The organism is Longispora sp. NPDC051575, assembly GCF_040681875.1.
Classification (GTDB): Bacteria; Actinomycetota; Actinomycetes; order Mycobacteriales; family Micromonosporaceae; genus Longispora.
Genome location: NZ_JBFAZP010000005.1, coordinates 592,098 through 604,131, shown reverse-complemented (window position 1 = coordinate 604,131; position 12,034 = coordinate 592,098). Strand labels below are relative to the sequence as shown.

The following is a 12,034-nucleotide window of genomic DNA, read 5'->3' as shown; positions in this document are numbered from 1 at the left end:
CCCGAGGGGGTGGCTCAGCTGCCGTAGTAGCCCACCACGTCGGCGACCACGTGCACGCTGCCCGGGCTCGTGTTGTAGAACCGGGCGATGCCGTCCACACGCTCCAGAGGGACGACGACGAGGTTCGGCACGGTCTGACCCGGGCGCCAGTTCAGGTTGGAGGCGTTCGGCTTGTCTCCGTTGCCGGCGACCGTGAGGAAGCCGGGGGCGGTCGGCTCGGTCACCGTGACGTTGAGGACCACGGCGGTGGCGCCCTGCCAGGTCAGGCCGCGCAGGTCCAGGTCCAGTGAACCGCCGGGCGGCACCGGCGTGTTGCGGTCGGCGCCGATCCCGCTCCGGGTGTCGAGCGCCCGGTACGGGCTCTGCGGGTGGAACACGTCGCCGACCCCGTTGCTGTGGTACCCGACGATGTCGGCGATCACGTGCACGGTGCCCGCGCTGGTGTTGCGGAACGCGACCTCGCCGTTGACGACCGGGACCACGACCAGGTTGGGAACCGTCAGGCCCGGGGTCCAGTTCAGGTTGGACGCGTTCGGAGTGGCCTTTCCGTCCGGGTACACCGTGAGGAAGCCGTCCCTGGTCGGTTCGGTGACCGTCACGTTCATGGTCACGGCCGTCACGCCGGTGGCGGGCACGCCGACGCGGCCGGCGACCGGCAGCACCAGCGTGCCGCCCGGGGCGACGGGGGTGGTGGTGTCGACGCCGATCCGCTCCCGGGTGTCGAGCACCCGCACCGGCCCGAGCGAGGCGAAGATGCCGCCACCGTCGGCGCTGTGGTAGCCGACGAGGTCAGCGACGACGTGCACCGTACCCGGGCTGGTGTTGCGGAACGCGACCTTGCCGTTGACGACGGATACGACGACCAGGTTGGGGACCGTCAGGCCCGGGGTCCAGTTCAGGTTGGACGCGTTCGGCGGGGTCTCGCCGTCCGGGTACACCGTGAGGAAGCCGTCCCGGGTCGGCTGCGTGACCGTCACGTTCATGGTCACGGCGGTCACCCCCGTGGCCGGCACCCCGGCGCGGCCGGTCACCGGGAGGACCAGCGTGCCGCCCGGCGCGACGGGGGTGGTGGTCTCGACGCCGATCCGCTCCCGGGTGTCGAGTACCCGGACGGGTCCGGTCGGGATGTAGCCGTCGCCGGCGGAGATGGACTTGGTGACCGTGGAGGTGGCCCCGTTGCCGTTCTTCAGCGTGAGCGTGACCGTGCGCCCGTACCGGCTCGCGTAGGTGTGGGTCGCGACCGGGGTGGCCTGGGTGACGACGGTCCCGTCGCCGAAGTCGAAGGTGAAGGACAGCGTCGGCGACCAGCCCGCGGTGGAGTTCGACGCGTCGGCGACGACCTCGCCGCCCGGGCGCTGGCGGAGCTCGAGGTAGGCGGACGGCCCCCGGGTCGACTCGCGCGCGCCCCGGTCGGCGTAGGCGATCGGGCCCGCCCCGACGTTGGGGACAGCGGGGTTGTCCTCGGGGGTCTTGCCGTCGTAGTCGCGTTGCCAGCCGGGGGCCGCCGAGTTGGCGGAGTCGATGTTCGCTCCGAAGGAGTCCGCGTCGTGGGCGCCCTGTCCCGAGGCCGTCCGGAATGCCGCGAGCGTGGCGACGGGCCCGTTCCAGAAGTACGGGGACCGTCCCGACGCCGACACCACGGTGTTGTAGTCGACGAGCGTGCCCGACACCGCCGAGTCGTGGACGCCGATCCCGGCCCCCGGCTGGGCACACGTCGCGGGCGAGGGGCCGCTGGGCCAGGAAAGATAGTTGTTCTGCACGGAGACCCCGGTGGACGCGCCGGCTACCCGGATACCCGTCCCGCACGTCTTGTACACCGTGTTGTTGGTGATCGCCGTGCCGGTCGCGTCGGCGTTCTCGATGCCCGCGCCGAGGGTCGAACTGAAGATGTTGCTGGCCACGACCGTGTCCGTGGCCCCGGGGCCGACCTTGATGCCGGCGGTGGTCCCGGAGAACCCGCTGCGGATCACGGAGTTGCGTGTCCCGAGCACCTCGACGCCAGTCGCGTTCCCCTCGGGTGCGCCGACGTACCAGGAGGTCAGCACGACGCGCTGGGTCGCGGCGTCCAGGCTGGCCGCCGGCCGCACGTCCCGGAGGACCCTGACCTTGGTGAGCGCGGAGTCCGTCACCGCGGCCACCCGCACACCCTGTCGTGGGCTCGCACCGGCGGCCGGCGCCAGGAGTTCGACCCGCTCGACCACGAGCCGGGTGGAGTTCGCCAGGTCGACGGCGGGGCCGGTCGCGTCGCCCTGGACGCGGAAGCCGACGACCGCGACGTCGTGCTGACCGTCGACCGTGATCCCCGCGTTGGTACCGGTCAGGTTCGCGTACGAGGCGTCGTCGCCGTCGCTCCGGAACGTGATCGGGCTGCCCGGGGTACCGGACCGGGCGATCGTGAGGTGTTCGTCGTAGACGCCGGTGACCTTGACGGTCTGGCCGGCGGTGGCGGTGGTCGAGGCCGCCGCCAGGGTGCAGAACGGCTGGGCCTGGCTGCCGGTACCGGCGTCCGAGCAGGCGACCGTGTTGTTCACGAAGAGTTCCGTCGTCGCGGCGTGGGCCGGACCGGCGACAACGCTCACCCCCGCGGTGAGCGCGACGACAATGGTGCCGAAAGTGGTGGTTCTACGCACGTGTGGCTTCCCTGAGGGGTGGTGGATCAAGGCGAATGCGCCGTCACCCTACAGAAGGACTCCCGCGCCGTGGGGGCAGGTGGCCGGCCACTGACCAGCGGCATTACCCAACTCACACCCGTGCCCGGGGACGAATCAGGGGAAGGCGCCAGATGTCGACGCCCTCCCCCGGAACCGTCAGTTGCCGTAGAACCCGACCAGGTCGGCCACGACGTGTACCGTCCCCGCGCCCGTGTTGTGGAACCGGGCGGTGCCGTTCACGGGATTGAGCTGGACGACCACCAGGTTCGGGACCGTCTGGCCGGCGCGCCAGTTCAGGTTGGAGGCGTTCGGGCGGGGCTGGCCGAAGTCCCCGTACACGGTGAGGAAGCCGTCGCGGGTCGGTTCGGTGACCGTGACGTTGAGGATGACCGCGGTGGCGCCCTCGTAGGTCAGCGAGCTGAGGTTCAGGTCGATCCAGCCGCCGGGCGCGACCGGTCCGGCGCCGCTCGGCCAGGTGCCGGTGCCGTTGCGGGTGTCGAGCATCCGGTACGGGCCGCGCGGGCGGAAGACGGCTCCGACACCGCTGCTGTGGTACCCGACGATGTCGGCGATCACGTGCACGGTGCCCGGGCTGGTGTTGTGGAACGCGACCTTGCCGTTCACGACGGGGACGACGACCAGGTTGGGGACCGTCAGGCCCGGGGTCCAGTTCAGGTTGGAGGCGTTCGGCCGGGCCTTTCCGTCCGGGTACACCGTGAGGAAGCCGTCCCTGGTCGGTTCGGTGACCGTCACGTTCATGGTCACGGCGGTGACCCCGGTGGCGGGCACCCCGCGGAGGCCGGCGACCGGCAGGACCAGCGTGCCGCCGGACGCGACCGGGGTCCGGCCCTGTGCCTCCCGGGTGTCCAGCGCCCGGACCGGGCCGAGGGGCACGAACGAACTGCCCACCCCGGTCGTGTGGTAACCGACGAGGTCGGCGATCACGTGCACCGTGCCGCCGCTGGAGTTGCGGATGTCGACCTTGCCGGCGGCGACGGACGCGACGACGAGGTTCGGGACGGTCTGGCCGGCGACCCAGTTCAGGTTGGACGAGGTGGGGGTGGGGCCGGCGTGCGGGTACACGGACAGGAAGCCCGGGCCGGTCGGCGAGGTGACGGTGACGTTCATGGTCGCCGAGGTGATGCTGGCCGGCACCCCGTCGCGGTTCGCGAGTTCCAGGGTCAGGGTGCCGCCCGGGGCGAGCGGGGTGGTGCCCGCGGTGCCGATCGCGGCGCGGGTGTCGAGGACCCGGACCGGGCCGACGGGCACGTACCCGTCGCCTGGGGTGTAGCTCTTGGTCAGGGTGCTGGTCAGGCCGTTGGTGTCCGTGGCCGTGACGGTGACCAGGAACTGCCCGGCCTGGGCGTACGTGTGGTTCGCGACCTTCTCGGCCTGCGTGACCACGGTGCCGTCGCCGAAGTCGAACGTGTACGTGCCGATCGGCACCCAGCCCGCCTCCGAGTCGGACGCGTCCGCGACGACGGCGCCGCCGGTCCGGCCGGACAGGGTGAACAGCACGCTCGGCCCCATCACCCGTTCCCGCGCGCCCCGGTCGACGTAGCTGACCGGGCCGGCGCCCGTGTTGGGCACGCCGGGGTCGTCCTCGGGCCCGTTGCCGTGGTAGTCGACCGGGTGCCGGCCGGGGGCCGCCGCGTTGCCCGAGTCGATGTTCACGTCGGGGCCGGCGGAGTCCAGGTCGTGCGCGCCCTGGCCCGAGGCCGCCCGGAACGCCGTCAGCGAGGCCACCGGGGTCCGCCACGCGTACGGCGGGTTGTTCGGCGAGGCGCGCACCGTGTTGTAGTCGACGGTGGTGCCGTCGGCCGCCGCCCCGTACACGCCGAGGCCGACCTTCTCGGTGATCGCCGCGTCGCACGCGGGGGTGGTCGGCTCGCCGTTGCCGTAGACGACGTTGTTCTGCACCGAGACGCCGGTGGCGGCGCCGGACACCCGGATGCCGGTCGAGCAGTTGTTGTAGGCGGTGTTGTTGGTGACCGTGGTGCCGGTGGCGCCCGCGACGTGGATGCCCACCCCGCGACCGGTGCCGACGAGGTTGCCGGCGACGACGGTGCCCTTGGCCGTGGCCCCGACCAGGATCCCGGTACCGGCGGCGCCGGTGACCCCGCTGCGCACCACGGAGTTGTTCGGGCCGTGCACCTCGATGCCGTCGGAGTGCTTCGGCCCGGGCGTCGAGAGGTACGCGGAGGTGACCACGACGCCGCTGGTCGCCGCGTCCAGGCTGATCGCGGGTGTCAGGTCGCGGAACGTCTGCACGCCGCGCAGGGTGGAGTCGGTGACGCCGGTCAGCCGGACCCCGGGCACCGGGTCGGCGTTCACCCCGGGGATCAGCAGCCGGTCCACGGTGATCCTGGTCGAGTTGGCGACCGCGAGGACGGGGTCGGGGCCGAGGAGCATGGTGATCCGGAAGCCGACGACGGCCACGTCGTGCTGGCCGTCGATCGTGATTCCCGCGTGGTTGCCGAGCAGCGCCGTGTACTTCTCAGGGTCCGGGCTGGCGTTCCGGAAGGTGATCGGGCCGCTGGGGGAACCGGACTTCGCGATCTTCAGCCGCTCGTTGTAGGTGCCGGTGGTCTGGACCGTCTGGCCGGGGACGACGGCGGCAGCGGCGGCCGCCAGGGTGCACAGCGGCTGGGCCTGGCTGCCGGGACCGGCGTCCGAACAGGAGTTGACGGTGTTGTTCACGTACAGGTCGGCGAGCGCGGCGCTCGCGGGGGCGGCCGTGACGCCCACCCCCGCGACGAGCGCGACCACGACCGTGCCGAGGGACAGGGTTCTACGCACGAGGACATCCCTAGGAGTAGGGGATCAAGGCGGATGTGCCGTCACCCTACAGAAGTTCGTCCATGCGTAGGGGCCCGCGCGGGGCCAGGTGGGGGCGCCGGACCCCGCCCGGTGGGCGACCCGGCCCCCGCGCGCCGCCCCGGGCCGCAGCCAGCCCGGCGACGCCTCCGACCGCCCGGTGGGGCCGCCGACGGCCCGGCGCGGCCGGCTCAGCCCGCGTTGACCACCAGGTTGTACACCTCACGCCGCGACAGCCCGTGCAGCGACGCCACCTCCGCCGCCGCGTCCCGCTTCGACGTCCCCGCCGCCACCCGTTCGGCGACGAACGCGAGCAGTTCCTCGTCCGACGGCCGGCCGGTGGACCCGACGAAACCGGACACCACGAGGGTGATCTCGCCGCGCGGGCCGTTCTGCTCCGCCCAGGTGGCCAGCTCGCCGAGCGAGCCCCGGCGTACCTCCTCGTAGGTCTTCGTCAGCTCCCGGCACACGGCCGCCTGCCGGTCCGCGCCGAACGCGCCGGCCAGGTCGCGCAGCGCCCCGGAGATCCGGTGGGTCGACTCGAAGAAGACGAGGGTGCGTTCCTCGGTGGCGAGCTTGCCGACGACCGCGCGCCGCTCGGCCATCTTCCGGGGCAGGAAGCCCTCGAAGCAGAACCGGTCGCACGGCAGCCCGGACACGGCCAGCGCGGTGGTCACGGCGCTGGGACCGGGGGCCACCGTCACCGGGATGTTCGCGTCGATCGCGGCCCTGACCAGGCGGTATCCCGGGTCCGACACGCTGGGCATGCCGCCGTCGGTGACGAGGGCGACGGTCTGGCCGGCGACCATCGCGGCGGTCAGGTCGGGGGTGCGGAGTTCCTCGTTCCCCTCGAAGTAGGAAATGATCTTCGCCTTGAGTTCCACCCCGAGTTCCTTGGCGAGTCTGTGCAGTCTGCGGGTGTCCTCCGCAGCGATCACATCGGCGTGCGCGAGCGCGTCGGCCAACCGTGGCGACGCGTCGCCCACGTTGCCCAGCGGCGCGCCAACCAGGACAAGTCGACCATTCACCCGTAACCCCCTGCTGTTGTACTCCCCACCGGCGCCACCCACAGCCTACGATCGTGCGGTGGCTGTGACCGAGACGACGCCCCCTGCCGACGAACAGGCCCTCCCCGAGGCCGTCCGCAGGCGCCTGAGCCCGTTGATCCCGCGCGACCCGATCTCGTGGATCTGGACAGCGGCGGTGGCCCTGATCGCCGCCGTGCTCCGGCTCGTGGGGCTGACCACGCCGAGAGGCAAGATCTTCGACGAGGTGTACTACGCCACCGACGCGCTGAACCTGCTCCGGCACGGCGTCGAGTGGGACGACAAGAACAACGCGCCCGCGTTCGTGGTGCACCCGCCGCTGGGCAAGTGGTGCATCGCCGTGGGCGAGCGGCTGTTCGGGGACAACGAGTTCGGCTGGCGGATCGCGTCGGTGGTCGCGGGGGTCGCGGCCGTCGTGGTGGTCACCCGGCTGGCCCGCCGGATGTTCGGCTCCACCGTGCTGGGCTGCGCCGCCGGGCTGCTGATGGCGCTCGACGGGTTCCAGTTCGTGCTGGCCCGGACGGCGCTGCTCGACATCTTCCTGCTCACGTTCGTGGTCGGGTCGTTCGCGTGCCTGGTGGCCGACCGCGACCAGCGCCGGGCCCGGTGGATCGCGGCGCTTTCGGCCGGGCTGAAGCGGCCCGCGTTCCAGGTGCCGTGGTGGCGGCTCGGCAGCGCGGTGCTGCTCGGCTGCGCGCTGGCCACGAAGTGGTCCGCCGTCTGGTACGCGATCGCGTTCGTCGTCATGATGGTCTGCTGGGAGGTCAGCGCGCGCCGGTCCGGGGGCGAGAAGCAGCCGCTGGTCGAGGGCCTGCTCTCCGGGATCGGCTGGGCGGCGACCTACACGGTCGTGACCATGGTGGTGTACGTGACCTCCTGGTCGGGCTGGCTGGCCAGCGACAACGGGTACGACCGGCACTGGCTCGCCGCGCAGGGCAAGGCCGAGTGGCCGTTCCTCGGCGCGCTCTACAACCTGTTCGCGTACCACCGCGACGCGTTGACCTTCCACACCGGACTGGAGGCGTCGCACCCGTACCAGTCGTGGCCCATGCAGTGGCTGCTGCTGAGCCGGCCGGTGGCGTTCCACTACTCGGGCGACGCGGGCTGCGGGGCGGCGCAGTGCTCCTCGGAGGTGCTGCTGCTCGGTACCCCCGTGCTGTGGTGGTCCTTCGTTCCGGCCCTGCTGGCGGTCATCTACCTGGGGATCAGCCGCCGGGACTGGCGGGCGTGGCCGATCGTCGCGGGCGGGCTGCTCGGCATCGTGCCGTGGCTCTTCTTCGGGCACCGGACGATGTTCTACTTCTACGCCGCCCCGAGCGAGCCGTTCCTGATCCTGGCCGTGGTGTTCGTGCTCGGCGCGGTGGTGGGGCCCCGGGCGGCGAGCGCGATGAGACGCACGGTGGGCGCGGTGGTGGCCGGCGGGTACGTGGGCCTGGTCGCCATCTGTTTCGCGTACTTCTATCCGATCTACACCGGACGCCTGATCTCGTACGCGGCCTGGTGGGCCCGAATGTGGCTCGGAAATCACTGGGTGTAGCTACCAGTTAAACGGCGCGTCGTCCCTTTTGGGGGCGGCGCGCTTTTTCGTGCCAACATCATTGCCTTTAAGACATGGAGACGTGTATACCTTTCAATACTTAGGTTTCTTAACAGTTAGGGACCGGCACATGAAACTTCATCAGCGGATCGCTGTTGCGGTTGCGGCAACCCTCGCCCTCCCCCTCGGGGCGGCCGCCGCACTCGCCAGCACCGTCCCCTCAGCGGCCCCCGCGGTCGCGGCTCCGAGCAGTGGTGGGGTGAAGTTCGCGTACTTCACCCAGTGGGGCATCTACCAGAACGCCTTCTACCCCAAGAACATGCAGACCTCGGGTGCGGCGGCGAAGATCGACTTCATGAACTACGCGTTCGCCAACATCCACCCGACGAACCACACGTGTTTCATGGCGAACAAGGCCGCCTCGCAGGACGAGAACAACCCCAACGCCGGTGACGGCGCGGGCGACTCGTTCGCGGACTACGGCAAGAGCTACGGCGCCGACCTGAGCATCGACGGCGTGGCCGACACGTACAACCAGCCCATCGCCGGCAACTTCAACCAGTTGAAGAAGCTCAAGGCGAAGAACCCGAACATGAAGATCCTGATCTCGATCGGTGGCTGGACGTACTCGAAGTACTTCTCCGACGCGGCGATGACCGACGCGTCCCGGAAGAAGTTCGTCACCTCCTGTATCGACATGTTCATCAAGGGCAACCTGCCCGTCGAGGGCGGCTACGGCGGCCCGGGCACCGCCGCGGGCATCTTCGACGGCATCGACCTGGACTGGGAGTACCCGGGTTCGCCCGGCGGGCACCTGGGCAACCACTTCGGCGACTACGACAAGCCGAACTTCACGGCGCTCCTGAAGGAGTTCCGCACCCAGCTCGACGCCGTGGGCGGTGGCAAGAAGTGGCTGACCGCCGCGATGCCGGCCGGCCAGGACAAGATCAAGTACATCGAGACCGACAAGATCTCGCAGTACCTGGACTACTCGAACCTGATGACGTACGACATGCACGGCGGCTGGGAGGCCACCGGCCCCACCAACCACCAGGCGCCGGTCTACTCGGGCCCGAACGACCCGATGAACCCGGTCCCGCCGGGCAACCTGAAGTACTCGGCTGACGTCGCCGTCAAGGCGTGGACCACGGGCCTGCCCGACTACGGCATCCCCGGCGGCTTCCCCGCCAACAAGATCACGGTCGGCTACCCGTTCTACTACCGCGGTTGGACCGGCGTGCCCAACAACGGCAAGAACGGTCTCTTCCAGACCGCGACCGCCCCGGCCCCCGGCGCCCCCAACTCGGGCAACGTGGCGGGTACCCGGTTCTACAAGGAACTCGCCGGCTTCGTCGACAACCCGTCGAAGACGTTCTGGGACGCCGAGAGCCAGGCCGCGTACTTCTACGACGGCACCGTGTTCTGGAGCGGCGACTCCAAGCAGTCCGTCAAGGCCCGCGCCGACTACGCGCACTGCAACGGCCTCGCCGGCGGCATGATGTACTCGATGGAAGGCCTGGACGGGGCGATGACCCTGTTCAACGCCACCGTGGACGCCATCAACGCCACCACCCCGGGCTGCGTGGCCCCGACGACGGCCCCGCCGACCACCCGGCCCCCGACGAGCCAGCCGCCGACGAGCCAGCCCCCGACGTCGAACCCGCCGACCTCGAACCCGCCGACCTCTCGGCCGCCGACGAGCAACCCGCCGACCACCCAGCCCCCGACCTGCTCGGTGGCGGCGTGGAACGCCGCGACCGTGTACAGCGGTGGCCAGCAGGCCTCGTACAACGGCCGGGTCTGGAAGGCCAAGTGGTGGACGCAGGGCGAGACCCCGGGCGTCGCCGCGGTGTGGGAGAACATCAGCGCCTGCGGGCCGGCGACCTCCTCGCCGCCCGGGACGTGCACCGCGGCTGCCTGGAACGCGGCGACCGCGTACTCCGGTGGCTCCGTGGTGTCGCACTCCGGCAAGAAGTACCGCGCGAAGTGGTGGACCCAGGGTGAGACCCCCGGTTCCGCCGCCGTGTGGGAGGACCAGGGCGCCTGCAGCAGCTAGTGGCTCTCTGACGCTCGTGCCGCTCGCGGTGTGAGAGGTGGCCCCCGGGACGTGTCCCGGGGGCCACTGCCGTGCGGCCGGCCGGGAGCACGGTGGCGGGGCCGGTCGAGGGCCGGGAGACGTCACCGGTCGGGTGCGGGAAGCCCGCACCGATCAGATGCCGGGGACCTGCGTCAGATGACGGCGGGTGGTCGGTCGTGATACACAGAGGAGTCGAGAGTGGGGTCCCGCGTGGGCCCGGCGCTCGATCAGACCGGGTGCGGGTGGAGGCGCCAACCGATGGCCCGCCCCCGGTCGCCCAGGACGGCGCTCCGCTGGCCTCGCGGCGACCCTTCGGCCCGGACGTGCCCGCCTCGGCCGCTCCGACCGCGCCGGACCGTTTCCGATGCCGGACCGCTCCAGCGCCGGACCGCTTCCGGCGTCGGGCCGCTTCCGGCATCGCACCGTTTCCGGCGTCGGACCGTTTCCGGCGTCAGCCCTTGATGGACATGATCCAGCCGTACGCGCCCCACACCCACGCGGCCAGCGGCACCACCGCCAGGATCAGCAGGATCTCGAAGATGTCCAGGGTCCGCCCCCACACCGGGGAGATCCGCTTGCCGGCGACACTCAGCCCGTACACCAGGCTGATGCCCGCGACGACCAGCAGCCCGACCAGCACGCCGACGAGCCGGAGCAGCACCGAGCTGGCCGTGAACGTGGCCAGCGCGACGAGCGCCAGCCCGACCGCGCCGGTGAGCAGCAGCGGGGTCCGCTGCAACCAGCCGGAGAACACCCGCGACTGGGTGAGCAGCACCAGCGACATCACGAGGCCGAGCAGCACGCCGGGCATGCCGCCGCCGAGCACCACGAAGCCGAGGACGCCGAGGCCGGTGGCCGCGACCCCGCCGAGCAGCCCCGCGAGGAACCGGTCGGCGGTGTCCGCGCCCCGGCGGACCTTCACGCCGTCCACGGTCTCGGCGTCGGTCTTCAGGTCGGCGGGCCCGGACGGCACCGTCGGCATCGGCAGCTTGGCGAGCCGGTAGGCGTTCATCGGCAGCGACGGCAGGGCCAGCACCAGGATCGCGGCGACGATCGCGGCGCCCCCGGCGGCGGTGACCCCGCCGAACAGCACCCCGGCGAGGGAACCGATCAGGAACAGGAACGCGACGATGCCGGCGCCGACGAACACCGGGGCCGCGTCGCCGACGGCCATGGCCGCGAGCAGCACGAACAGCACCATCGCGGTCGCGCCGATCACGGCGTTGAGCGCGGTCAGCCCGCCCTCGGAGGGCGCGAGGAGCAGCAGGCCGCCGACCGTGCCGTACGCGGCGCCGACCAGGCCGCACGCCGCGCCCACCATGCTGTCGCCCACCGCGCGGGACATCACGGCGGCGAGCACGAGGAGCAGCATCCCGAGGCCGAGCCCGACCGCGCCGGCCGCGAGCGTGGCGCCGGAGAACAGGAGGGCCAGCAGGCCGCCGGCGAGGGCGGCGATGCCGAGGCCCACCGAGTACCTACGGGTGTGGGAGAGCCGCCACTTGCCGCCCCGGTCGACGGTGGCGTTGGCGACGGCGTCGACCGCGTCGTCGTACACGTAGTCGGGGGCGACCTGGGAGCGCGGCGTCAGGTAGAGGATCTCCCCGTCGCGCAGTTCCAGCTGGGTGGCCGTGCGGCTGCTGTCGAGGACGTCGCCGCCGAGCCGGGACAGCACCCAGCCGCCCTGGGACGAACCGTCCTCCGCGAGGTCCGTCCCGGCGTACTGCAGCAGGGTGGGCAGCATGTCCGCGAACGGCACGTCGCCGGGCAGGGAGATATCCAGTCGGGATTTGGGCGCCTTTACGGTGATTCGACATAGCCCCGCCGTGACGGCCATCGATCCCCACTCCATTCCCTACGCACCCCGACGGACCCCGTCCGTCAGCCTGACTTGCCGAGAGTACCTAGG

The 12,034-nt window shown here is 71.5% G+C and carries 6 protein-coding genes; 2 read left to right on the top strand and 4 right to left on the bottom strand.

The features are described from left to right. Nucleotides 1-14: 14 nt before the first annotated feature. The 3 genes from AB0M43_RS17165 to rsmI form a co-directional block, all read right to left on the bottom strand. Nucleotides 15-2,630 (bottom strand): PKD domain-containing protein, encoded by a 2,616-nt coding sequence (locus tag AB0M43_RS17165; protein ID WP_363725589.1) that lies wholly within the window; start codon nucleotides 2,628-2,630, stop codon nucleotides 15-17. Nucleotides 2,631-2,807: 177 nt separating this feature from the next. Next, nucleotides 2,808-5,450, bottom strand: a complete 2,643-nt coding sequence (locus AB0M43_RS17160; protein ID WP_363725588.1) for a right-handed parallel beta-helix repeat-containing protein — start codon at nucleotides 5,448-5,450, stop codon at nucleotides 2,808-2,810. A 209-nt stretch (nucleotides 5,451-5,659) separates the two neighbouring features. Continuing rightward, on the bottom strand, nucleotides 5,660-6,496 hold the full coding sequence (gene rsmI, locus AB0M43_RS17155; protein WP_363725586.1) for a 16S rRNA (cytidine(1402)-2'-O)-methyltransferase: 837 nt from the start codon (nucleotides 6,494-6,496) through the stop codon (nucleotides 5,660-5,662). A 58-nt stretch (nucleotides 6,497-6,554) separates the two neighbouring features. Between rsmI and AB0M43_RS17150 the strand changes: the two genes are divergently transcribed. Then, nucleotides 6,555-8,051, top strand: coding sequence for a glycosyltransferase family 39 protein (locus AB0M43_RS17150; protein ID WP_363725585.1), 1,497 nt, complete (start codon nucleotides 6,555-6,557; stop codon nucleotides 8,049-8,051). A gap of 130 nt (nucleotides 8,052-8,181) precedes the next feature. After that, entirely contained in the window at nucleotides 8,182-10,107 is a 1,926-nt protein-coding gene (locus tag AB0M43_RS17145) for a glycosyl hydrolase family 18 protein (RefSeq protein ID WP_363725583.1), read from the top strand. 472 nt (nucleotides 10,108-10,579) lie between these two features. Here the strand turns inward: AB0M43_RS17145 and eccD are convergent, their stop codons facing one another. Continuing rightward, a complete protein-coding gene (eccD, locus tag AB0M43_RS17140; RefSeq protein WP_363725581.1) occupies nucleotides 10,580-11,962 on the bottom strand; it encodes a type VII secretion integral membrane protein EccD in 1,383 nt (460 codons plus the stop codon). Nucleotides 11,963-12,034: the final 72 nt, after the last annotated feature.

Excerpts from the sequence above, each read along its gene's own strand:
- AB0M43_RS17145 (WP_363725583.1), top strand. The coding sequence starts at position 8,182 with ATGAAACTTCATCAGCGGATCGCTGTTGCGGTTGCGGCAACCCTCGCC.
- eccD (WP_363725581.1), bottom strand. The coding sequence starts at position 11,962 with ATGGCCGTCACGGCGGGGCTATGTCGAATCACCGTAAAGGCGCCCAAA.